Source organism: Pseudomonas sp. 1 R 17 (genome assembly GCF_900067035.1).
Classification (GTDB): Bacteria; Pseudomonadota; Gammaproteobacteria; order Pseudomonadales; family Pseudomonadaceae; genus Aquipseudomonas; species Aquipseudomonas marginalis.
In genome coordinates this window covers 205,815-229,417 of the sequence record NZ_FKLB01000058.1, presented here as the reverse complement: position 1 = coordinate 229,417, position 23,603 = coordinate 205,815, and the positions used below count along the sequence as shown (strand labels likewise).

Here is a 23,603-nt window from a genome sequence, read left to right as displayed (position 1 = left end):
CTCCACAGCGGCTAACAATACCAGCAGTGGCCAGGGATAAGCTCGAAGCACCTCACCATTGGAGCGCCCTTGCGATGCCCATCAACTGCATTTGCCCTATTGCCTGTAAGGTAATCCAATCATGAGCCGGGTCAACCCGCGCCTGACGTTGCTGACCGCGTCCGGCGTCTGCTCGCTGATCGTGCTCGACACCAATATCGTCGCCGTGACCCTGCCGAGCATCGCTCGCGACCTGGGGGCGAACTTTGCCGATATCGAATGGGTGGTCAGCGCCTACATGCTGGCGTTTGCCGCCTTGCTGCTACCGGCCGGGAGCCTTGCCGATCGGTTCGGGCGCAAAAAATCCCTGGTCTGGGGCCTGAGTATTTTTATCCTCGCCTCCGTTGGCTGCGGGGCGGCGCCGAGTGCGTTGTGGCTGGATATCGCCCGCGCGGTCAAGGGCGTCGGTGCAGCGTTATTGCTCACGTCAGCCCTGGCCTCCATTGGCCACACCTTCCACGATGAAGTCGAGCGGGCCAAGGCCTGGGCGTTCTGGGGCGCCTGCATGGGCGTGGCGATGACGGCCGCGCCGACCCTGGGCGGCTTGATCACCGAGTACCTGGGCTGGCGCTGGATTTTCTACCTCAACCTGCCCGTGGGCCTGGCGCTGATGAGCCTGGTGCTGCACGCCATTGCGGAATCCCGCGATAGCCAATCCGCCCGCCTCGACCCGTGGGGCAGCCTGGCCTTCAGCGCGAGCCTGTTGTGCCTGATTTGGGGCCTGATCGAGGTCAACCGTATCGGCTGGGATAACCCGCTGACCTATGCACGCCTGATCGGCGGTGCGGTGTTGCTGGGTGTATTTGTAGGGGTCGAACGTGTGCAGCGGCGGCCCATGGTGGACCTGCAACTGTTTCGCCACCCGCGTTTTATCGGCGCCTTGCTCGGGATGTTTGCCTACGCCGGCTGTGCCCAAGTGATGATGACGCTGCTGCCGTTCTATCTGCAGAACGGCCTGGGCTTCTCCGCGATTGCCTCGGGCCTGGGCATGCTGCCGTTCGCCCTGACCATGCTGGTCTGTCCCCGGATCGGCGCGCGGCTGGCGGGGCGCTTCGCACCGGCAACGATGATGGCAACCGGGTTGACCCTGGTGGGCTGCGGCAACCTGCTAAGTGCCTGGGCGGTGAATATCGGCGGCTACCTGCCCTTCGCCCTGGCGATTGCCGTCACCGGTGCCGGTGCCGGTTTGCTCAATGGTGATACGCAAAAAAACATCATGGCCTGCGTGCCACGGGACCGTGCGGGGATGGCGTCGGGCATGAGCACCACCATGCGGTTCAGCGCGATCATGTTGGCGATTGGCGTGTATGGCGCACTGCTGAGCAGCCACAGCGAGCACGTGTTGCGCGCACGTATCGACACGCAATGGCAGGCGCAGGTGGCGGGGATTGCTTCACGGGTGGTGGCCGGGGATATGCCGGCGGCAATGGGCTTGTTGCCCGAGCCGGCACGGGCGATGGTGCAACCGCTGGCGCAGCAGGCGTTTGTGGGTGGATTCAGTTACGTATTGTGGGTGGCGGGTGTGCTGGGATTGCTCGGAGCGCTGGTGGTGGGGAGGCTGATGCGCAAGCCCCCTCCCACACCGAACTAATGTGGGAGGGGGCTTGCCCTAATACCAGTCAGTTAAGGAGGAACACTGTAACTGTGGCGAGCGGGCTTGCCCCGCGTTGGGCTGCGCAGCAGCCCCAATAAGAGCGCTGCAGTGTGCCAGGCAGCTCCGGGACTATGTTTTGGGGCTGCTTCGCAGCCCAACGCGGGACAAGCCCGCTCACCACAACAGCCCTATCCGCCGTGCGTTCAGCGTTGAGCCAACGTTGTGTAGATACCTATGCCCCTATGAGGGTGTGTCAGAAATGCAACTGTGACTGACCCACCGCCATCGGGGCAAGCCCCCTCCCACAGGTATTAGCTATCCCCCAAAGGGCCTTACCAGAAGCGTTGCTGGGTCAGGCGACTCCACCAGGTCAGCAGCACCCGGTCGACCGAGCCGCTGGCCGCCAGGCCCACCCGTTCCTGCAGGCTTTTACGCTCGGCATAGTGCAGGTGGAACACTTCGGCGGTCTTGGCCTTGGTGGCCAGGTATTCGTCGCTGGTTTGCAGTTCGTCGACCAGTTGCTTATCCAGCGCGGCAACACCCAGCCACACCTCTCCGGTCGCTACGTCATCAATCGCCAGCTGTGGGCGATAACGCGAGACGAAGTTCTTGAACAGCTGATGGGTGATGTCCAGGTCTTCCTGGAACTTCTCGCGGCCTTTCTCGGTGTTTTCGCCAAACACCGTGAGGGTGCGCTTGTACTCGCCGGCGGTCAGTACTTCAAAGTCGATGTCGTGCTTTTTCAGCAGGCGGTTGACGTTGGGTAACTGCGCCACCACGCCAATGGAGCCGAGGATGGCAAACGGTGCGCTGATGATCTTCTCGCCGATGCACGCCATCATGTAGCCGCCGCTGGCCGCGACCTTGTCGATGCACACGGTCAACGGCACGCCCGCCTGGCGGATACGCGCCAGTTGCGACGACGCCAGGCCGTAGCTGTGGACCATGCCGCCGCCGCTTTCCAGGCGCAGCACCACTTCGTCCTTGGGCGTGGCCAGGCTCAGCAGCGCGGTGATTTCATGGCGCAGGCTCTCGGTGGCCGAGGCCTTGATGTCACCGTCGAAATCCAGCACGAACACCCGTGGCTTGACCTCGGGTTTCTTCTTGCCGTTCTTCTTTTCGGCTTTGCTTTCGGACTTGCGCAGGGCCTTGAGCTGCTCCTTGTCGAGCAGGCTCGACTCCAGGCGCTCACGCAGGCCTTTATAGAAGTCATTGAGCTTGCTGACTTGCAGTTGGCCGGCGGCTTTGCGACGCCCTTTACTGCGCAGTGCCGCGAAGCTGATCAAGACCACCAGAATAGCGACCACCAGGGTGACAGTCTTCGCCAGAAAGCTCGCGTATTCAGCCAAAAAATCCATGTGTCTCCTTAACAATGCACGGCGCCAGGCGCGGATTGCCCAAGCATACCGACGGGATCGCCGGGCGGCCAGTGCTCAAACCGCCAGCAGGAACGCGCTCCAACGAGCTTTTAAAACAAGCGTATGTTTTTTCATTGACAGCACCCTGGCATCCTCATAACCTCGCCAGACTTTCAACGTACCGGGAAAACGGACGTGGGCAGCATCTATTTGATTCGACATGGCCAGGCCTCCTTCGGTGCAGACGACTATGACGTGCTGTCGCCCGTCGGCGTGGAACAAGCGCAAGTGCTCGGCCGCCACCTGGCGGATATGGGCCTGGTGTTCGACCGCTGCATCGCCGGCGACCTGCGCCGCCAGCAGCACACCGCCACTGCCGCCTTCGATCAATACAGCACCCTCGGCCTGCCGGTGCCTGCATTGGAAACCGACAGCGCCTTCAACGAATTCGACGCCGACGCAATCATCCGCGCCCTGCTCCCCGACCTGCTCGGCAGCGAACCCGACGCCCTGGACATCCTGCGCAACGCCGCGCAAAACCGCAGCGAGTTCCAACGCATCTTCGCCCTGATCATCGAGCGCTGGCTGGCCGGCACCTATGACCCCCCGGGGCTGGAAAGCTGGCTGGGGTTCGTCGAGCGCGTCCAGGGTGGCCTGCAACGCATTCTGGAAGCGGCGGACAACACGCAGAAGGTCGCCGTGTTCACCTCCGGCGGCACCATCACCGCCCTGCTCCACCTGATTACCCGGGTGCCTGCCGCCCAGGCCTTCGAACTGAACTGGCAAATTGTTAACACCTCGCTCAACCAGCTGAAATTCCGCGGTCGCGAGGTGGCACTGGCTTCCTTCAACAGTCACACCCACTTGCAACTGTTGAAGGCGCCGCAACTCATCACCTTCCGATGAAGTGCGGCCAACCGTGACCCCAAGGTCACTGGACTCACCATAAAAGGATCGAAACCATGACTGACGTAGCTAAAGCCGTAGAAGCAATGAAAGCCAAATTCAACCCAAGCGCTGCCGAAGGCTTGGACCTGGTGTTCGGTTTCCGTATCGACGACACCAAGAACTTTTCCCTGGTAGTCAAAGACAAGACCTGCGAACTGCTGGAAGGCGAAAACCCGGACGCCCAAGTGACCCTGGTCATGGACAGCGAGACCCTGGAGGGCATCGTCGACGGTTCCACCGACGGCATGCAGGCCTTCATGGGCGGCAAGCTGCGCACCGAAGGCGACATGATGCTGGCCATGAAGCTGAGCGAACTGTTCCCTTCCTGATTCACGGGTAACCCTGAATCCCTGTGGGAGGGGGCTTACATCCCGATGGCGGTTTGTCAGTCGCGTCATCAGTTGACTGACCCACCGCTATCGGGGCAAGCCCCCTCCCGCATTTGGGCTGTAGCAGCAACGCCACCAACGCACTCCATCCGGTCTGGTGCGAAGCCCCCAACCCCCGCCCCGTCTCGCCATGGAAATACTCATGGAACAACACCAGCTCACGACTGGCCGGGTCCGCCTCCAACTGGGCATACCCCGCCATCGACGGTCGTGAACCGTTTTCATCCCGCAGAAACAGGCGGGTCATCCGCTGGCTGAGGCTGTCGGCCACGTCCTCCAGGGATGCCAGATACCCGCTGCCCGTGGGGTATTCCACCGAGAAGTTGTCCGCGTAGTAGCGGTGAAATTCGCGCAGCGATTCGATCAGCATGTAGTTCACCGGCATCCACAAGGGCCCGCGCCAGTTGGAATTGCCGCCGTACAGGCGCGAGTCGGATTCACCCGGCTGGTAACGGGCGCACAGGGTGTCGCCATTCATCTTCAGCGCCAGTGGCTGCTCGGCGAACGCCTTGGACAGGGAGCGCACGCCAAAGGCCGAGAGGAATTCGTCGTCATCGAGCATGCGCCGCAGCAAATCCTTGGTGCGCTCGCCACGCAACAGCGCCAGCAACAGGCGATTGCCCTGCCCCGGTTCGTTCCAGCGCGACACCAGTTTGGCCAGGTCCGGCCGGTGATGCATGAAACCCAACAGCCGTTCACGCAACCCTTCCAGCCCCTCGTGTTCGCGTTGCTCCAGCACCAGCACGGCAAACAACGGCATCAGGCCGACGATGGAGCGCAGCCGCACCGGCTCGTTCTGGCCATCGGGACGGTGCAGTACGTCGTAGAAGAACAGGTCCTGCTCGTCCCACAGGCCTTCGGCGCTGTCGTCGACGCGGTTGATGGCGCCGGCGATATACAGGAAATGCTCGAAAAACTTCACCGCGATATCGACATACACCGCATTGCGCTTGGCCAACTCCAGGCCGATACGCATCAAGTCCAGCGCATACGCCGCCACCCAGGCGGTGCCGTCGGCCTGATCGAGCTGATAACCCGGCGGCAACGCGGCCGAGCGGTCGAACAAGGCGATATTGTCCAGCCCCAGGAAGCCGCCCTGGAACAGGTTGCGACCCTCAGCGTCCTTGCGGTTGACCCACCAGGAAAAATTCAGCAGCAGCTTGTGGAAAATCCGCTCGAGGAAATCCAGGTCGCCCACACCGGTCAGCGCCTTGTCCTGCTGGTACACGCGCCAGCTGGCCCAGGCATGCACCGGTGGGTTGGCGTCGTCGAAACGCCATTCATAGGCCGGCAGTTGGCCGTTGGGGTGCATGAAGCGGTCCTTCACCAGCAACAACAGCTGTTGCTTGGCATACCCCGGATCGATCAGGGCAAACGCCACCGCCTGGAAACCCTGGTCCCAAGAGGCGTACCACGGGTATTCCCAGGTGTCGGGCATGGAGAGGATGTCGAAGTTGGACAGATGCCGCCAATGGGTATTGCGGATATGCAGGCGCTCGGGCGGTGGCGCGGGCTGGGCCGGGTCGCCGTCGAGCCACTGGTTCACATCGAAATAGTAGAGCTGCTTGGACCACAGCAAGCCGGCCAGGGCCTGGCGCTGCACATTGCGCGCATCGTCATCGGCGATGCCTTGCTGCAAGGCGGCGTAGAAGTCATCGGCCTCCTGGCGCCGCTGTTCAAACAGTTTGCGCGCGTTGACCTCGGGCGCGTCCACGGGCGCAAAGCGCAGGTAAAGGCTTTGGCTTTGCAGGCCCGCCAGTTCAAGGATAAAGCGCGCGGCCACCTTGGTACCGGTGTCGCGGCGAATCGCAGCGTCCAGCCCTTCGACCACGTAGTCGTTGATCCCGTCCTTGAAAGGCCCCGGCGCCGGTTGCCCGTCGAGCAGCGGGAAGTTGCTTTCGTTCTCACAGAACAGCCATTCCAGGCCCTCCTGGCCCCAGGCGCTGAGATGTCGATCGGGCAGTTCATGATGACGGGCCAGCACGTATTCGCCGTCCAGCCTCAACTGCGGCTTGGGTGCATCAAAGGTCCAGCTCCAGTCATTGCGCGCCCACACCTGCGGCAGCACCTGCAGGCGCGTCGGCTGTTGCGAGCGGTTGTGCACGGTGACGCGCATGAAGATATCGTCGGGCTGATGCTTGGCGTATTCGACGCTGACGTCGCAGTAGCGGTTGTCTTCGAACACACCGGTATCGAGGATCTCGTACTCGGCATCGCCCAGCCCACGGCGGGCGTTTTCGCCGATCAGGTCGGCGTAGGGAAAGGCGGCATGGGGGTATTTGTAGAGCATGCGCATATAGGCATGACTGGGCACACCGTCGACGAAAAAGTACAGTTCCTTGACATCTTCACCGTGATTACCCTCGGCATTATTCAGGCCGAACAGGCGTTCCTTGAGGATCGCGTCGCGCTCGTTCCACAGGGCCAGGCCCAGGCACCAGCGTTGCGCCTTGTCGCTGAAGCCGGCCAGGCCATCCTCGCCCCAGCGGTAGGCGCGGCTGCGTGCATGTTCATGGGGGAAGTAAGCCCAGGCATCGCCGTCGGCGCTGTAGTCTTCGCGCACCGTGCCCCATTGGCGTTCGCTCAGATAGGGGCCCCACTCGCGCCAACGCTCGGCCTCCGGCGTCGCCAGGCGTTGGCCTTCGATCGTGTCCAGTATTCGGGTGTCGGGTGTGGCCGTCATCGGGTCCTCCATCGCCTACCAGGTGAGGAGCAGTGTAGAGCCCAATGACGCCCGGGTGCACATGAAGACTTAGAAGATGGCGTAGGTGTAGTTGAAGATCAGGCGGGTCTGGTCCTGGTCGGCGGTGCCGGTGTTTTTGCCGTGATAGGTGCCGGTACGCAAGGTGGTACCAAAGCCTTTCAGAGGACCGGCCTGCACCACGTAGTCCAGGCGGAAGTCGGTTTCGTTTTCTTTCTGGTCAGGGCCACCGGCGACCTTCGACTTGATATCCGTACCGTCCAGGTAGGCCACGGACGCTTTCAGGCCCGGCACGTAGGCCTTGAAGTCATACGCGTACTGCCCGAAGTTGACCTGCTCGCCCGCCCGGGAGAACTGGCCCACCACCGCATCGGTGAACAGGTAGAAGTCGCTGCCGCCGGCGCCTTGGGCGTGGGGATCGGCAAGGCTGCCCTGGTTGACCCAGACAAAACCACCATCGTCACCCACGCCAATGTGGCCAAGCATCAGGCTGCTGCCGCCCAGTTGGTAGGTGAACGCGGCACTGTAGGTTTTGTTGTCCACTTCGTTGGCGTGCTTGGCGTAGCCGCCGTTGTTGTTGAACTGGTAGCCACTCTCGCCATTCTTGCCGTCGCTGCTGCTGTCGAAGTAACGCAGGTCGGTCTTGAACGACTGGTCGTTGCCCAGGGGCAGCACGTGGACCAGGCCGACGTAGTTCTGTTTGTAGAAGTCCTGCAACTGGGCGTAGTAGTACTGCAACGTCAGGTTTTTTGCGATCGCGTTGTCGGACGAACCAAACGGCTTGTAGTCCACCCCACCGAACTTGAAGCTGTCGCTGTCGCGCGTACCGCCGGCCACGCTCAAGCCCGTGGAGTTGCTGGAGGCACGGCCTTCGGCGCGGTTCAGCTCGCCGCCGGTGAAGGTGACGTTGGGAATATCGTTGGAGGTGAGGATGCCGCCGTCAAAGGTTTGCGGCGCCACGCGGCTGTCGTTGGAGACCAGGATCGGCAACACCGGCGCCAGGCCACCACCGACATGCAACTCGGTCTGGGAAATGCGGAACTTCACGTTGCCGGCCGCGCGACCGAAGGCATCGGCCGGCTCGGTGCCGTTGTTTTTGGTCGGGAAGAAGCTGTTGCCATTACCCGCCAGGCCCGGGCCTGCGGTGTGACCATCGCCGCCGTCCAGACGCAGGGCGCCGAAGGCCATCACGTCGAAACCCAGGCCAACGGTGCCTTGGGTGAAGCCGGATTTGTAGTCGAAACGCAGCGCGGTGGCCGCTTCACGCAAGTCGTTGTTGGTGCCCGAGCGGTTATCTGCGCTGTAGTACATGGTCCGCGAACTGACGGACGCATGGCTGTCTTCGAGAAAGCCGCTGTGGCCATTGCCTGTGCCCAGCGAGCCGAGCCCGAAGTCATCAGCGTAAGCCTGTTGTGCAAGAACGGCGGCGGTGATCGACAGCGCCAGTGTAGAAATTTTCATTAACTGCGGCCCCTGAATGTTTTTTTATCGTGTCTGGCGTGCAAACCCACTGTCGGCTCTGCAAACGTGACGATTCTTTCATGCCGGCGAGGGCGGACCTCGTGAAGCTTTCTTTAGAAAAGGGCCTGGAAAATGAAATTTCCCTGCCGCCGTTTTTTGTCATATTCACGTCATTTCATTCATTTGCAGAATGAAGTCCAGAGGATTCTTCGTTTGCACGCCCGCCCATAGCCCAACAAAATCCAGGCATCGGCCGCGCCCATCAGCATCGTCATCAGGAATTTTTCTATGCACAGCACCGCACATGTCAGCCCCGACGAGATCCGCAAGGGCTTTTCCAAGGCCATGTCCGACATGTACCGAGATGAAGTTCCGCTGTATGGCGCACTGATGGAGCTGGTCGCCGCCACCAACGCCCGCGTACTCGCCAGCGAACCGGGCCTGGCGCAACAGCTGCAACGCACCGGTGAGATCCAGCGCCTGGACATGGAGCGCCATGGCGCCATCCGCCTCGGCACCGCGGCGGAACTGGCGACCATCGGCCGCCTGTTCGCGGTGATGGGCATGCAGCCGGTGGGTTACTACGACCTGACCCCTGCCGGCGTCCCGGTGCATTCCACGGCGTTCCGCGCCGTGCACGAAAGCGCGCTGCAGACCAGCCCGTTTCGCGTGTTTACCTCATTGCTGCGCCTGGAGCTGATCGAAAACCCCGAGCTGCGCGGGTTCGCCGAAACCGCCCTGGCCAAGCGCTCGATATTCACCCCCCGCGCCCTGGCGCTGATCGAACAAGCGGAGAAGGACGGTGGCCTCAACGCTGCGGATGCCGATGAATTTGTGCGCCAGGCCCTGGAAACCTTCCGCTGGCACCACACCGCGACCGTGACCGCCGCGCAGTACCAGCAACTCAGCGACCAGCACCGCCTGATCGCCGACGTGGTGGCCTTCAAGGGCCCGCACATCAACCACCTGACCCCGCGCACCCTGGACATCGACCAGGTCCAGGCCGCCATGCCCGGCAAGGGCATCACCCCCAAGGCCGTGATCGAAGGGCCGCCCCGCCGCCAGTGCCCGATCCTGTTGCGCCAGACCAGCTTCAAGGCCCTCGACGAACCCATCGCCTTCACCGATGCCCAGGGCAGCCATAGCGCGCGTTTCGGCGAAATCGAACAGCGTGGCGTGGCGCTGACGCCCAAGGGCCGCGCGCTGTACGACCAACTGCTGAATGCCGCGCGCGACGAACTGGGCGCCTTCCCCAACGAGGGCAATGCCGCGCGCTACATGCAGTTGATGGAGCAGCACTTCCAGGCCTTCCCGGATAACCACGGGCAGATGCGTGAGCAGGATCTGGCCTACTTCCGCTACTTCGCCACGGAGAAAGGCCTGGCGGCACGCGGCCAGGCCGATCAACCACGCACACTGGAGGCACTGGTCGCCGCCGGCCATGTGGCTGTCGAACCCTTGGTGTATGAGGATTTCCTGCCAGTGAGTGCGGCGGGGATTTTCCAGTCGAACCTGGGGGATGGGGCGCAGAGTCACTACGCGGCCAATTCGAACCAGGCCGAATTCGAGAAGGCCCTGGGGCGCACGACTGTCGATGAATTGAAGGTGTATGGCGAGACGCAGCAGCGCTCCATAGATGAATGCACCCGGACACTGCTGGTGTAAAAACGGAGAGTGCCCACCCGGCTCACCGGCGCAATCCTTGCGCCGCAACAGTCCCCAGGGCCGGGCGGGCGAGCGGGATCATAGACAGTGGCGTGAATGATGTCCCTAAGACAATCCTGAATAAATACGCTGTGCTTTTTGTAGGAGCGAGCTTGCTCGCGAAAAACTTGAGAACGCCGCGTTAAATCAGAAGAGCTGCGTAATCGTTGACGTTCTTCGCGAGCAAGCTCGCTCCTACCGGTGGGTCAAGATTTTCATTTAACCCAATCGCCCCACAATCTCGTCCTTGACCAACAGGCGTTTCTTCTTCAGTTTCTCCACCTCCTCATCGCTGGCCTTGGCCGATTCCGCCTTCAGCACCTCCCCATCGGCCGCATCGTATTGAGTGAACAGCGAGTCGAGGCGTTTGTCGTTCGCCCTGCGTTCGTGAACGGCTTCCTTGCTCAACCCCAAATCCTGATACAGGTCGTGTTTCACTGGCATGGCGTACCTCCGCATGTTGATCAATGGCTTACCCCCTTGAAGCTAGCCCATTCCAGCCGGTCTTGTCATGTTCAGGGTCAATCCATCCCCGTTCGTCGTGGCGCAGGCAATGGGATCAAACCTTTGCCACACCCAGCCCTCCACTGTAGATCGCCACCCGAGGGAGAACGGTTTCATGACTCATGCTGCCACCGCTGTCGACACCCAATGCATTAACACCCTGCGCACCCTGGCCATGGACGCCGTGCAGAAGGCCAACTCCGGCCACCCCGGCACGCCCATGGGCCTGGCGCCGGTGGGGTATACGCTGTGGAGCCGCTGCCTGCGCTACCACCCCGAGCATCCCGACTGGCCCAACCGTGACCGCTTTGTGTTGTCGGTGGGGCATGCGTCGATGCTGCTGTATTCGCTGCTGCACCTGGCCGGTGTGGTCGAGATCGATGCCCACGGCAAACGTTCGGGGCAACCGGCGATCAGCCTGGACGATATCAAGCAGTTCCGCCAGATGAGTTCCAAGACCCCCGGCCACCCCGAGTACCGCATGACCACCGGCGTGGAAACCACCACCGGGCCGCTGGGCCAGGGCTGCGCCAACAGTGTCGGCATGGCCATGGCCGCGCGTTGGCTGGGCAAGCGTTTCAACCGCGACGGCCAGGTGCTGTTCGACTACAACGTCTACACCCTGTGCGGCGACGGCGACGTGATGGAGGGCATCAGCAGCGAAGCCGCGTCCATGGCCGGGCACCTGAAGCTGGATAACCTGTGCTGGATCTACGACAACAACACCATCAGCATCGAAGGCCACACCGAGCTGGCCTTCAGCGAGGACGTGATCAAGCGCTTCCAGGCCTATGGCTGGCACACCGTGCACGTGACCGACGCGAATGACTTGCAGGCCTTGAACGAGGCGCTGAACACCTTCAAGGGCAACACCGGCGCGCCGACCCTGATCGTGGTCGACAGCGTGATCGGCTACGGTTCGCCACACAAACACAACACCGCCGCCGCCCATGGCGAGCCGTTGGGCGATGAGGAAATCCGCCTGACCAAGGCCGCGTATGGCTGGCCGCAGGATTCCAGCTTCCTGGTCCCCGATGAGGCCCGCACGGTGTTGCGTGACGCCCTGCTGGAGCGCAGCCAGCCGTTATATGACGCCTGGCAGCACAGCCTGTCGCAGCTGCAGCAGCACGAGCCGGAACTGGCCGAGGAGTTGCGCCGCATGCGTGCCGGCGAAATGCCGGAGCGTTGGCAGGATGACCTGCCCGGTTTCAACCCCGACGGCAAGGGCGTGGCCAGCCGTGCCGCCGGTGGCGAAGTACTGAATGCCTTTGCCCGGCAGATCCCGTGGCTGCTCGGCGGCTCGGCGGACCTGTCGCCCTCGACCAAGACCAACCTCACCTTCGACGGTGCCGGGCGTTTCAGTGCCGACGACTACAGCGGGCGCAACCTGCACTTCGGCATCCGCGAACACGCCATGGGCGCGATTGCCAACGGCATGGCGCTGTCCTACCTGCGGCCGTACACCTCGACGTTCCTGGTGTTCAGCGACTACATGAAGCCGCCGATCCGCCTGGCCGCGATCATGGAGCTGCCGGTGGTGTTCGTGTTTACCCATGACTCGATTGGCGTGGGCGAAGATGGGCCGACCCACCAGCCCATCGAACACCTGACCCAACTGCGCGCCACGCCGGGGTTGCTGACCCTGCGCCCGGGCGACGCGAATGAAACCCTGGAAGTGTGGAAGGTCGCGCTGGCGCAGACCCACCGGCCAAGTTGCGTGGTGCTGTCCCGCCAGCCCCTGCCGACGCTGGATCGTACGAAGTACGCAGCGGCATCGGGGGCGGCCAAGGGCGCCTATGTGTTGGCGAGGGCGGATGATCCTCAGGTGATTCTGCTGGCGAGCGGCAGTGAAGTCAGCCTGGCGGTCGCAGCGTATGAGCAGTTGAAAAGCGAAGGGATTGCCGCGCAGGTGGTTTCAATGCCCAGCTGGGAACTGTTCGAAGACCAGGACCAAGCCTACCGCGACAGCGTGTTACCGCCGGCAGTGAAGGCACGGGTAGTGGTGGAACAGGCCGGCCCCTTGGGCTGGGACCGCTATGTCGGCCAGACCGGCGCCAAGGTGGTGATGAACAGCTTCGGCGCATCGGCGCCGCTGGCGAAGTTGCAGGAGAAGTTCGGGTTTACGGTTGAGAATGTGGTGAAGCAGGCCAAAGCGCAGATCCAACTGACGCAACGCTGAGCAAATGTGGGAGGGGACAAGCCCCTCCCACATTTGGATCTCATCGCTTGTTAGAGCAGCTCTCGGGCCAGGAATGGCGCGGTGCGGCTGGTTTTGTTTTTGGCCACCTTCTGCGGTGTCCCACTGGCAACCACCTTGCCGCCCAGGTCCCCGGCTCCCGGTCCGATGTCGATCACCCAGTCACTCTGGGCCACCACACGCATTTCATGTTCCACCACGACCACCGTATGCCCCCCATCCACCAGTTGATTGAGCTGACTGAGCAGGCGGTCGACATCCCGCGGATGCAGCCCGGTGGTGGGTTCGTCCAGCACATACAACGTCGCGCCCCGGGCATTGCGTTGCAGCTCGGTGGCCAGTTTGATGCGTTGCGCTTCGCCGCCGGACAGTTCCGTCGCCGGCTGCCCAAGGCGCAGGTAACCCAGGCCGATATCCCGCAGCACTTGCAGTGAACGCAGTACCCCAGGTTGCTCGGCGAACACCTCCACCGCTTGTTCCACGGTCAGCCCCAGCACCTGGGCGATGCTCAGGCCTTGCCATTTGACGGCCAGGGTTTCAGGGTTGTAGCGCGCGCCGTGGCAGGTCGGGCACGGGGCGTAGACGCTGGGCATGAACAGCAATTCGACGCTGACAAAGCCCTCGCCTTCGCAGTTCGGGCAACGGCCCTTGGCGACGTTGAAGGAGAACTGCCCGGCGTCGTAATCGCGCTTCTTCGCCGCTGGCGTGGCGGCAAACAACTTGCGCACGTTGTCGAACAAACCGGTGTAGGTCGCCAGGTTGGAGCGCGGGGTGCGGCCGATGGGTTTCTGGTCCACCTGCACCAGGCGGCGAATGTGCTCCAGACCGGCACTGATGCGCCCGCCGCTGATTTGCGGGGCGTCGTCTTCCAGGCTCGGCTCTTCGTCGTTTTCCACCCGGCTGCCGAGGCCGCTGCCCACCAGTTCCAGCAGCGCCTGGCTGACCAGGCTGGACTTGCCCGAGCCGGAAATACCGGTGACCGCCGTAAAGCAACCCAACGGGACATCCACGCTCAGGTCCTTGAGGTTATTGCGCGTCACGCCTTCCAGGCTCAGCCAGTTGCTGGGTTCACGGCGCGCCGGGTTCCCAGGGCGCTTGTCGGCGAACAGATAGGCCCGGGTCTGCGACGCCTCAACGTCCGCCAGACCGGCCGGTGGCCCGCTGTACAGCACGTGCCCGCCATGCTCGCCGGCGGCCGGGCCCACATCGATCAACCAGTCGGCGCGGCGCATGGTTTCCAGGTCATGCTCGACCACGAATAACGAATTGCCCGCCGCTTTCAAGCGTTCGAGCGCGGTGAACAACGCTTCGCCATCTGCCGGATGCAAGCCTGCCGAGGGCTCATCCAGCACATAGATCACGCCGAACAACTGCGAGCCCAATTGCGTGGCCAAGCGCAGGCGCTGCAACTCCCCGGACGACAGGGTCGGCGTGCTGCGCTCCAGGGACAGATAGCCCAACCCCAATTCGATCAAGGTACTGACCCGCTCCAGCAGATCCTCGGCGATGCGCTGGGCCGCCAGGCGTTTTTCCACCGACAGCTTCATCTTGTCCTGCCCCGCCGCCACCGGCCGCAACAACGCGGCCAATTGCGTCAATGACAGTTGCGACAACTCGCCAATGTCCACCCCGGCAAACTTCACCGACAGCGCCGCCCGGGTCAGCCGCTTGCCCTCGCACAACGGGCAGGCGCTGCCCTGCATGAACTGCGACACGCGCTTCTTCATCAGCGCGCTTTGGGTGTGGGTGAAGGTGTGCAGGATGTAGCGCCGCGCGCCGCTGAACGTGCCCTGGTAGCTTGGCTCCAGCTTGCGTTTCAGTGCATCGCGGGTTTGCGCCGGGGTGAAACCGGCATACACCGGTACGGTGGGGGTTTCTTCGGTGAACAGGATCCAGTCGCGCTGTTTTTTCGGCAGGTCGCGCCAGGGAACATCCACGTCATAGCCCAGGGTCACGAGAATGTCGCGCAGGTTCTGGCCCTGCCACGCCAGGGGCCAGGACGCCACCGCGCGCTGGCGGATGGTCAGGGACGGATCGGGCACCATCAGCGCCTCGGTCACTTCATACACACGGCCCAGGCCATGGCATTGCGGGCACGCGCCCTGGGGCAGGTTCGGCGAAAAGTCCTCGGCATACAGCATCGCCTGTCCCGGCGGGTAGCTGCCGGCACGCGAATACAGCATGCGGATCAGGCTCGAGAGGGTGGTCACACTGCCCACTGAGGAACGCGCACTCGGCGTGCCGCGCTGCTGCTGCAACGCCACGGCGGGCGGCAGACCTTCGATGCTGTCGACATCCGGCACGCCGACCTGATCGATCAGGCGCCGTGCATAGGGCGCCACCGATTCGAAATAGCGGCGCTGGGCCTCGGCATACACTGTGGAAAATGCCAGGGACGATTTGCCCGAGCCGGAGACGCCGGTAAACACCACCAGGGCATCCCGGGGAATGTCCACGTCGACGTTCTTCAGGTTGTGTTCGCGGGCGCCGCGCACCTTTACGAATCCAAGGTGCTGGGCAGTGATCGGAGGCATGTTGCGCTGTGACGTCATGAACAACCTTGTCTGGCGGTGAGCACGCTGCGCAGCCGTTGCGTCAGGGCCTCGGGGCTGTAGGGTTTGCTCAGCAAATGAATGTCAGCGCTGAGCAGGTGATTGCTGGAGAGGATGTCGCGGGTGTGCCCCGAGGTGAACAGCACCGCCACCGGCGGCGATTGGACGCGGGCCCACTCGGCCAGGTCAGTGCTTTTGATACGGCCGGGCATCACCACATCGGTGAAGATCAGGTCGGGCCGCACGCCGTCCTGCAAGGCTTGCATCGCGCGGTCGCCGTCTTCAGCGGTCAACACCGTGTAGCCTGCCTGTTCGAGCAGGTCCACCACGGTCACCCGCACATCCTCGTTGTCCTCCACCACCAGAATAGTCTCCTGGCCCATGTCGTGGGGCACGGGTTCTGGGTGAGTCTCCTGGACTTCTTCGCCCAGGCTGCGCGGAAAGTACATTTGCACCACGGTGCCCTTGCCCTCCTCGCTCCACACGTCCACATGCCCACCGCTCTGGCGGACAAAACCAAACACCATGCTCAAGCCAAGGCCGGTGCCGTGGCCATCGCGTTTGGTGGTGAAAAACGGCTCGAACACCCGCGACAGGATCGCTGCCGGCATGCCCACGCCAATGTCGGTGACGGCCAGGCGCACATACTCGCCTGGCTTGATGCTTTTGCCGCGGCAATCCTTGGGGTTGAGGATGATGTTTTCGCCGGTGATGCGAATCACGCCTTCGCCTTTCATGGCGTCGCGGGCGTTGATCGCCAGGTTGAGCAGCGCATTTTCCAACTGGTTGCGATCGACGTTGATGCACCAGGAATCCTGGGGCAACTGCACGTCGATATGAATGGTTTCACCCAACGCACGTTGCAGCAGTTCGCCCAGCCCGGCGTAGATGCGCTGCGGGTTGTACACGGCCGGTGACAACGGTTGGCGCCGGGCAAAGGCCAGCAGTTGCGAGGACAGTTTGGCGCCCCGCTCCACCGCTGCAATGGCCGCCGTGACCCGCCGCTGCACCTGGGCATTCTCCGGTTCATGGCGGGCCAGCAGGTGCAGGTTGCCGGCGATCACTTGCAACAGGTTATTGAAGTCGTGGGCCACGCCACCGGTCAGGCCACCAATGGCTTCGAGCTTTTGCGACTGGCGCAGTTGGTCTTCGGCGGCGGAACGCGCCTGGACTTCGGCGGCCACGCGCTGCTCCAGGTTATGGGTCAATTCCTGGCGCACGCGTTCGGAATGCACGTGGGCGGTGGTCTCCACCACAATCGCCAGCACACCGGCCGGTTGCTGGTTATCCCCGGCGACGGGGCTGTAATAAAGATCCAGCCACACCGTTTCCGGCTGGCCGTTGCGCAGCAGTACCAGGTCTTTGTTGTTGAACGACAAGGTGCCGCCGGCCAGGCAGGTGTCCACCACATGGCGGTTGAAGTCGGCGACTTCCGGCCAGCCCAGCTCCACCGGCGTGCCGAGCAAATAAGGATGGCGGCCACCGGCAAACACCGAATAGCTGTCGTTGTAGATCATATACCCCGCCGGCCCCCAGAGCATCACCATGGGCACGGGGGATGCCAGCATCATCTGCACGGTACAGGCGAGGCTGGTGGACCAGCGGTCAAGGGGTCCCAGGTCGGTGGTTGACCAGTCAAATGCGCGAATGCGCTGGGCCATTTCGCCGGCCCAACCTTCACAGCCGTGGGGGTCGGATAAGAATTGCATCGTTCGGCTCTGCGCAGAGAAAGGACGGTCGCAAAATTTGGAACGTATCAAGGGGCGATGGTTTCATTTTGTATAAATTAGGGGGTAATCACCGCCGGCGCTACCCGCCTCAGTGAAAATCCCGGCTGCGCACCGTGATGCCGTCCAGCAGTGGCGTCAGGTCGGTCAGGCGCCCGGCGATCAGGTGTCGCACCTCGCCCACCGCCTCCCAACGCCCGTCCACCTTGAGCAATCGCGACCCCACCAGGGCCTGGCGCTGACGTTCGGCCAGGTCGCGCCAGACCACCACGTTGAGGTTGCCGAATTCATCTTCGAGGGTGACAAAGGTCACGCCACTGGCCGTGCCGGGGCGCTGGCGACCGGTGACCAGCCCGGCGACGCTGACAGTGCGCCCGTGCTCCACCGCCTGCAGTTCATTCGAGCTGCGGCAACGCCGTTTACGCAGCTCGGCGCGCAGCAGCGCCAATGGGTGCGGGCCAAGGGTGGTGCCAAGCATGGCGTAGTCGGCGTGCAGATCCTCGCCCACCGTCGGTTTCGGCAGTTCCACCCGCGCCTCATCGGGGCTGGACAGGCCGGCGAACAAGCCAAGCTGCTTATGCACCCCTGCCACGGCCCAGCGCGCCGTATGCCGGTTGCCGGCCAGGGCACGCAAGGCCCCGGCATCCGCCAGCAACGCCTGGGTGCGCGCATCCAGCCCGGCGCGGGCGTCCAGATCGGCAATATCCCTGAACGCCCGGCGCTGACGTGCGGCTTCGATGCGCCGCCCATCCTCTTCGCGAAACCCCGAGATCATGCGCAACCCCATGCGAATCGCCGGTTGCTGGCCATCGATGGGTTCCAGGCTGCAATCCCAGTCGCTGGCCTGCACATCCACCGGGCGGATCTGCAAGCGATGGCGCCGCGCATCCTGCAGGATCTGGTCCGGGCTGTAGAACCCCATGGGCCAGCTGTTGATCAACGCACAGGCGAAGGCCGCCGGCTCATGGCATTTGAGCCAGCAACTGGCGTAGGTCAGCAAGGCGAAACTGGCGGCGTGGGACTCGGGGAAACCATAGCTGCCGAAGCCCTTGATCTGTTCGAAGATCTGCGCGGCAAAAGCCTCGGTGTAGCCATTTTTCAACATGCCGGTGCGCAGGCGTGCTTGATGCGGTTCCAGGCCACCATGGCGTTTCCAGGCGGCCATGGAACGGCGCAACTGGTCGGCCTCGCCGGGGCTGTAGTCGGCGGCGACCATGGCGATCTGCATCACCTGTTCCTGGAACAGCGGGATGCCCAGGGTGCGCTTGAGCACCGCCTCAAGCTCCGGCGACGGATAGGTGGTGGGCTCCTCTTCGTTACGTCGGCGCAGGTAGGGATGCACCATGCCGCCCTGGATCGGCCCGGGGCGCACGATAGCGACCTCGATGACCAGGTCGTAGAATTTTTGCGGCCGCAATCTGGGCAACATCGACATCTGCGCCCGCGACTCGATCTGGAACACGCCGATGGTGTCGGCCTTGCTGATCATCGCGTAGGTGGCCTGGTCTTCCTGGGGGATCGTCGCTAGCGACAGGTCACGGCCACGATGGCGGCGCAGCAGATCGAAACAGCGGCGGATCGCGCTGAGCATGCCCAGGGCGAGAATATCCACCTTGAGCAGGCCGACCGCATCGAGGTCATCCTTGTCCCACTGGATGATGGTGCGCTCGGCCATGGCGGCGTTTTCCACCGGCACCAGGGTATCCAGTGGGTATTCGGAAATCACGAAGCCCCCGGGGTGCTGGGACAGGTGCCGGGGAAAACCGATCAGTTGCTGGGTGAGCGTCAGCACACGGCGCAGGATCGGGCTGTCCGGGTCGAAGCCGCTTTCGCGCAGGCGTTCCAGGGGCGGCGCATCGTCACTCCAGCGCCCGCAGCATTCGGCCAGCGCGTTGATCTGGTCCGGCGGCAAGCCCAGGGCCTTGGCCACATCGCGCACCGCACCGGCGGCGTGGTAACTGCTGACCACCGCCGTCAGCGCCGCGCGGGTACGGCCATAGCGCTGGAACACGTACTGCAGCACTTCTTCGCGACGTTCGTGCTCGAAGTCGACGTCGATGTCCGGCGGCTCGTTGCGTTCCTCTGACAGGAAGCGCTCAAACAGCGTACTCGTCAGGCTCGGGTCGATCTCGGTGATGCCCAGGGCAAAACACACCGCCGAGTTGGCTGCCGAGCCCCGGCCCTGGCACAGGATCGACCGGCTGCGGGCGAAGCGCACGATGTCATGCACCGTGAGGAAGTAGCTTTCGTAACCCAGTTTGCTGATCAATGTCAGCTCGTGATGGATCTGCTGCAAGGTCTTGGCGTCGACCCCGTGCGGCCAGCGCCGGGCGATGCCTTCGTCGGTGACGGCGCGCAACCAGGATTCGGCATCGTGGCCCTCGGGCACCAGCTCGCGCGGGTAGTGATAGCGCAACTGGCCAAGATCGAAGCGGCAGCGCTGGGCGATGGCCAGGGTTTCGTCGAGCAGCGCCTGCGGGTACAGCGTGGCCAGGGCGTCGAGGCTGCGCAGATGCCGCTCGCCGTTGGGGTGCAGGCGCGTGCCGGCGTCGGCCACCGGCACGTGATGGCGGATCGCGGTCATGGTGTCTTGCAGGGCGCGGCGGCCACGGGCATGCATATGCACATCGCCGCAGGCCACCGCCGGAATCTGCAGGCTGGCGGCCAGGTGCAGGCGTTGCTCCAGATGCCGCGCATCGTCCTGGCCGCAGTGCAGGTGCACCGCCAGCCACAGGCGTTCGGCGAAGGTACGGCGCAGCCAGTGGATGGAGACCTGGGTGTCGCTGTCTTCGGCGACCCACAGCGCCAGCAGGCCGGGCAACGGCTGCTCGAAGTCTTCCAGCAGCAGGCGGTAGCGACCTTTTTCAGCCCGGCGTCGGGCCACGGTGATCAAGCGGCACAGGTGCTGGTAGCCGCTGAGGTCCTGCACCAGCAGCACCAGTTTCGGGCCGTTTTCGATGCGCACTTCGCTGCCGATAATCAGCGGCAAGCCCACCGCCTTCGCCGCCTGCCAGGCCCGCACGATGCCCGATAAGGTGCATTCATCGGTGATCGCCAGGGCGCTGTAGCCCTGGCGCTTGGCCCGCTCGAACAACTCCAGGGCGCTGGAGGCGCCGCGTTGGAAGCTGAAGTTCGACAGGCAGTGCAGCTCGGCATAACTCATGGCCACCGCCGCCTGTAGGAGCGAGCTTGCTCGCGAAGCGCGTTAACGATGACGCGGGAGCCCTGGGTCATCGCGGTGCCCTTAGGTTTTTCGCGAGCAAGCTCGCTCCTACAGAGGGCCGGTTGCAGCCTATGGGGGCTCATGCGAACCAGCCCTGCAGCCACAGCCCATCGCTTTGCCCCACGCAGCGATAGGCCCAGCCTTGCTGGCCGGCTCGGGTCTGGATCAGGTAGTAGTCGCGGCGAATATCGGCACCGTCCCACCAGCCTGATTCGATGCGTTCCGGGCCCATGAGGATCTGCACGCCCTGCTCGGCCAGCAAGGTCGGTTCGTCAAGCAACCAGCCGGGACGCCGCACCTTGTTCAAGGTGGCGCACGGGCTTTTATCCGCCGCCATTTGCCAGGCGCATTCGGGGCGATGGTCGGCATGGAAGCGCAGGCCTTGCACCGCCTCATCCCCCAGGCGTGCACGCAGGCGTTCGCGCAGTTGTTCCCACGGCAGGGTCTGTTGCGGGCGATCGTCGAACAGGTCCTGGCGTTCCGGCACGAACACCGGCAGGTCCTGGGCCACCAGGCGAAAACCACGCACCGGCGAGGTGACTTGCACGTGCTCCAGGCGCCCACGGGCCAGTTCGAACAGCATCGCCGGCTCACGCTCGGCGCTCAGCAGGCCGACCTTGATCACACTGTCCGGTGCATCGGCATGTTCCAGGTGCAGGTCGAAACGCTGCACGCCACTGTCACGGCCGCAGAGGAACGCCGAGAGGTCGCCGGTCAAACGGCGCAGGGGGAATAACAAGGCCTGGTGGGATTGCACATCGAAATTCAACTCGATGCGCACATCGAACTGGTCCGGCGGCTGATAGAACGCCAGGGCCAACGGCCGTTGCCCGGTCAAGGCATCGAGGTGCTTGAGCAGGCCGGCATCAAAGCGCCGCGCCAGGGTGTGCCGGGGCAACGCCTGCACCTGGGCCAGGGTACGCAGGCCCATGCGCGACAACGCGGTGGCCGCCTGCGGGTCGAGGCCGGCGCGGTCGATGGGCAATGGCGCCAGGGCCTGGAGCAACCCCTCCTCATCGGCCACGGCCAGGCCATCGTAGAGATTGGCCAGCACCCGCGCCGCCGCCGGGTTGGGCGCGGCGACGATACGGTGACGAAAGCCCAGCTCGGTCAACTCCTGGCGCAGGCGTGCCTCGAACCGAGGCCAGGGCCCGAACAGGCCCAGGCTCGATTCGATCTCGAACAGCAAGGCACGCGGGTAATACACACTGACCTGGGAGCTGAAGCGGTAGGCCCAGGCGGCGAGAAACTGCTGCCAGCGCTCGATCTCCACGGGGTCGTATTCGGCACTGGCAAAGGTCTTGGCCAGGGCATGGGCGGCCGTCAGCGATTGCCCCGGGCGCAGGCCCAGTGCGCGGGCGGCGTCATTGACGGTTTGCAGCACGCGCCGCTGCGGTGTGCCGGCCAGCAGCGCCAGGGGTTGGTCGGGCTCGGGGTGCAGGCGCTGCACCCCGTCCAGCGCCAATTGCGGGAAGACAATACACACCCAGCGCATGGCAACCTCAGTGCCCCGCCAGTGCAATCGGCGCCGGATGAGCCAAGCCACCCCGGCACTTGAGCACCCGCACCCGGGCAGGTTTGGCCTCGACGGCCAGGCGCAGGGCGGCGGGCGAAGGGTTGATCGCTTCACTCAAGGCGCGCCAGGCAAACGCCAGGGTCTGCCCGGTTTCCGCGGCCACCTGCAAGCGACGCAAGGCGCGGTCATCCGCCTTGTGCGGCCAGCACAGCACCGCGCCGCAACTGCCGGAGCGCAGGCATTGTTCCACCGCCCACAGCACATCCCGCGCCTCGGCCTGGACCACCGACAGCTGGCGCAAATCCACCCCGGCGTTCTGCCATGCGTGGGGGTACGGGGTATAGGGCGGCGCCACCAGCACAATGCGCTCCCCCGCCGCCGATAATCGCGCCAGGGTCGGCAGCACCAGTTGCAGTTCGCCGATACCGTCCCTGGCCATCAGGATTTCGCTCAAGGCCGACTCCGGCCAGCCGCCCGTGGGCAGCACCGCATCCAGCGCCGCCAGCCCCGTAGGCTGCACGCTGGCCGGAGGCGCGACAGGCCGGCCTTTCCAGACGCGGCCGCCATTGAACAGCGTATCCAGTGCAACCACGGCGCCCATCAGCCTTGCCTCACCAGGCCGCAGAACACCCCTTCGATGGCCAGGTCCTGGTCGGGGCCGACCACGATAGGTTCGTATGCGGGGTTACGCGGCAGCAGACGCACACGCTCGCCACTGCGCTCGAAACGCTTGATGGTGACTTCACCGTCCAGGCGCGCCACCACAATCTGCCCGTTCACCGCTTCGGCACTGCGGCGCACACCCACCAGGTCGCCGTCGAGGATGCCGTCCTCGATCATCGAATCGCCTTGCACCCGCAACAGGTAATCCGGGGTTTTCGCAAAAGTGGCGGGGTCGAGTTGCAGGCGGCTGTGCACGTCGGCATCCGCGCCGATGGGCCGGCCGGCTGCCACTCGGCCGAGTACAGGGACATCCAGCCACTCCGGGCGCGGGGGCTGGTTGAGCAAACGAATGCCGCGCGCCTGGTTGGGGTTGACCTCGATGAAGCCGGCTTCGGCCAGGGCCACGACGTGCTTGCGCGCGACGCTGCGGGAGGCAAAGCCGAACGCCTCGGCGATCTCGGCAAGGCTGGGGGGTTGGCCTTGCTGCGCGATACGGTCGCGGATAAAGGTCAGGATGGCGGTGCGGCGGGGGGTCAGGGTCGTCATGGAGTACATTTGTACTCTTCTGGGAAATTTCTTACAAGAGCCGGTAGTCGGGGTTGAGTTGACTGAGTACATATCCGTTATTCAGGTAACGGCATACCTGATGTATGCAGATCAAATGTGGGAGGGACGGTGCGACGATTCGACTTGCCCCCGATTGCAGTGGGTCAGTACCAAATCCATCAACTGACACGCCCTCATCGGGGGCATGGGTATCTACACAATTTTCAGTGGTCTGTGGCGAGGGAGCTTGCTTCCGTGGCGGCCTTCGGGCCGACCATGTCGTTGGGTTTGACCGAGTACATATCCGTTGCTGCGGTCACGGCTGATATTGGTTCCGCCCTTACGGCGGCTCACTTTTGGAAAGGCCCAAAAGTAAGCAAAAGGCCTTCGCCCCACCACTCGGTACCTCGCCTAGGCTCGGTATGCCCGAACGCAGGCTTGAATCCGTGGGCCGCCGTCATGGGCCATCCCTGGCCCAGGA

General features: G+C 63.7%; 14 protein-coding genes and 1 pseudogene. 5 read left to right on the top strand and 10 right to left on the bottom strand.

The features are described from left to right. The first annotated feature begins 121 nt into the window (after positions 1-121). The gene (locus BFP99_RS21990) at positions 122-1,630 is read left to right on the top strand and encodes an MFS transporter (RefSeq protein WP_065948188.1); all 1,509 of its coding nucleotides are present in this window, start codon (positions 122-124) and stop codon (positions 1,628-1,630) included. A gap of 335 nt (positions 1,631-1,965) precedes the next feature. On the opposite strand, the gene sohB is transcribed toward BFP99_RS21990, so the two are convergent. Next, positions 1,966-2,991 (bottom strand): protease SohB, encoded by a 1,026-nt coding sequence (gene sohB / locus BFP99_RS21985; protein WP_065927176.1) that lies wholly within the window; start codon positions 2,989-2,991, stop codon positions 1,966-1,968. Positions 2,992-3,186: 195 nt separating this feature from the next. On the opposite strand from sohB, the gene BFP99_RS21980 reads away from it, so the two are divergent. After that, positions 3,187-3,897: a histidine phosphatase family protein gene (locus BFP99_RS21980; RefSeq protein WP_065948187.1), complete on the top strand. Its 711-nt coding sequence runs from the start codon at positions 3,187-3,189 to the stop codon at positions 3,895-3,897. A gap of 56 nt (positions 3,898-3,953) precedes the next feature. Next, a complete protein-coding gene (locus BFP99_RS21975; protein WP_065927178.1) occupies positions 3,954-4,268 on the top strand; it encodes an SCP2 sterol-binding domain-containing protein in 315 nt (104 codons plus the stop codon). Positions 4,269-4,380: 112 nt separating this feature from the next. Here the strand turns inward: BFP99_RS21975 and BFP99_RS21970 are convergent. Next, positions 4,381-7,011: pseudogene (locus tag BFP99_RS21970) on the bottom strand (glucosidase); the annotation flags it as partial. A 69-nt stretch (positions 7,012-7,080) separates the two neighbouring features. Next, complete coding sequence (locus tag BFP99_RS21965; protein WP_065927180.1) at positions 7,081-8,490, bottom strand: OprD family outer membrane porin; 1,410 nt, start codon at positions 8,488-8,490, stop codon at positions 7,081-7,083. 288 nt (positions 8,491-8,778) lie between these two features. Here BFP99_RS21965 and BFP99_RS21960 point away from each other — a divergent pair, with 288 nt between their 5' ends. After that, positions 8,779-10,155 carry a 2-oxoadipate dioxygenase/decarboxylase HglS gene (locus tag BFP99_RS21960; RefSeq protein WP_065948186.1) on the top strand — a complete coding sequence of 459 codons (1,377 nt, stop codon included), beginning with the start codon at positions 8,779-8,781 and terminating at the stop codon, positions 10,153-10,155. Positions 10,156-10,413: 258 nt separating this feature from the next. Here the strand turns inward: BFP99_RS21960 and BFP99_RS21955 are convergent, their stop codons facing one another. Next, positions 10,414-10,638 (bottom strand): DUF465 domain-containing protein, encoded by a 225-nt coding sequence (locus tag BFP99_RS21955; protein ID WP_027608652.1) that lies wholly within the window; start codon positions 10,636-10,638, stop codon positions 10,414-10,416. A 175-nt stretch (positions 10,639-10,813) separates the two neighbouring features. Here BFP99_RS21955 and tkt point away from each other — a divergent pair, with 175 nt between their 5' ends. Next, positions 10,814-12,877, top strand: a complete 2,064-nt coding sequence (gene tkt / locus BFP99_RS21950) for a transketolase (RefSeq protein WP_065948185.1) — start codon at positions 10,814-10,816, stop codon at positions 12,875-12,877. A gap of 50 nt (positions 12,878-12,927) precedes the next feature. Here tkt and uvrA read toward each other — a convergent pair whose 3' ends face one another. The 6 genes from uvrA to lexA form a co-directional block, all read right to left on the bottom strand. Beyond that, positions 12,928-15,447, bottom strand: coding sequence for an excinuclease ABC subunit UvrA (uvrA, locus tag BFP99_RS21945; RefSeq protein ID WP_065948184.1), 2,520 nt, complete (start codon positions 15,445-15,447; stop codon positions 12,928-12,930). Continuing rightward, entirely contained in the window at positions 15,444-17,156 is a 1,713-nt protein-coding gene (locus BFP99_RS21940) for an ATP-binding protein (RefSeq protein WP_065948183.1), read from the bottom strand. The genes uvrA and BFP99_RS21940 overlap by 4 nt, the downstream gene beginning before the upstream one ends. A gap of 109 nt (positions 17,157-17,265) precedes the next feature. Next, positions 17,266-20,337: an error-prone DNA polymerase gene (locus BFP99_RS21935; protein WP_065948182.1), complete on the bottom strand. Its 3,072-nt coding sequence runs from the start codon at positions 20,335-20,337 to the stop codon at positions 17,266-17,268. A 139-nt stretch (positions 20,338-20,476) separates the two neighbouring features. After that, a complete protein-coding gene (locus BFP99_RS21930; RefSeq protein WP_065948181.1) occupies positions 20,477-21,892 on the bottom strand; it encodes a Y-family DNA polymerase in 1,416 nt (471 codons plus the stop codon). A gap of 7 nt (positions 21,893-21,899) precedes the next feature. Continuing rightward, a complete protein-coding gene (imuA, locus tag BFP99_RS21925; RefSeq protein WP_027608658.1) occupies positions 21,900-22,514 on the bottom strand; it encodes a translesion DNA synthesis-associated protein ImuA in 615 nt (204 codons plus the stop codon). Further along, a complete protein-coding gene (gene lexA, locus BFP99_RS21920) occupies positions 22,514-23,131 on the bottom strand; it encodes a transcriptional repressor LexA (protein ID WP_027608659.1) in 618 nt (205 codons plus the stop codon). The genes imuA and lexA overlap by 1 nt, the downstream gene beginning before the upstream one ends. Positions 23,132-23,603 lie beyond the last annotated feature (472 nt).

Excerpts from the sequence above, each read along its gene's own strand:
- BFP99_RS21955 (WP_027608652.1), bottom strand. The coding sequence starts at position 10,638 with ATGCCAGTGAAACACGACCTGTATCAGGATTTGGGGTTGAGCAAGGAA.
- BFP99_RS21960 (WP_065948186.1), top strand. The coding sequence starts at position 8,779 with ATGCACAGCACCGCACATGTCAGCCCCGACGAGATCCGCAAGGGCTTT.
- lexA (WP_027608659.1), bottom strand. The coding sequence starts at position 23,131 with ATGTACTCCATGACGACCCTGACCCCCCGCCGCACCGCCATCCTGACC.
- sohB (WP_065927176.1), bottom strand. The coding sequence starts at position 2,991 with ATGGATTTTTTGGCTGAATACGCGAGCTTTCTGGCGAAGACTGTCACC.
- imuA (WP_027608658.1), bottom strand. The coding sequence starts at position 22,514 with ATGGGCGCCGTGGTTGCACTGGATACGCTGTTCAATGGCGGCCGCGTC.
- BFP99_RS21965 (WP_065927180.1), bottom strand. The coding sequence starts at position 8,490 with ATGAAAATTTCTACACTGGCGCTGTCGATCACCGCCGCCGTTCTTGCA.
- tkt (WP_065948185.1), top strand. The coding sequence starts at position 10,814 with ATGACTCATGCTGCCACCGCTGTCGACACCCAATGCATTAACACCCTG.
- BFP99_RS21935 (WP_065948182.1), bottom strand. The coding sequence starts at position 20,337 with ATGAGTTATGCCGAGCTGCACTGCCTGTCGAACTTCAGCTTCCAACGC.
- BFP99_RS21930 (WP_065948181.1), bottom strand. The coding sequence starts at position 21,892 with ATGCGCTGGGTGTGTATTGTCTTCCCGCAATTGGCGCTGGACGGGGTG.
- uvrA (WP_065948184.1), bottom strand. The coding sequence starts at position 15,447 with ATGACGTCACAGCGCAACATGCCTCCGATCACTGCCCAGCACCTTGGA.
- BFP99_RS21975 (WP_065927178.1), top strand. The coding sequence starts at position 3,954 with ATGACTGACGTAGCTAAAGCCGTAGAAGCAATGAAAGCCAAATTCAAC.
- BFP99_RS21940 (WP_065948183.1), bottom strand. The coding sequence starts at position 17,156 with ATGCAATTCTTATCCGACCCCCACGGCTGTGAAGGTTGGGCCGGCGAA.
- BFP99_RS21990 (WP_065948188.1), top strand. The coding sequence starts at position 122 with ATGAGCCGGGTCAACCCGCGCCTGACGTTGCTGACCGCGTCCGGCGTC.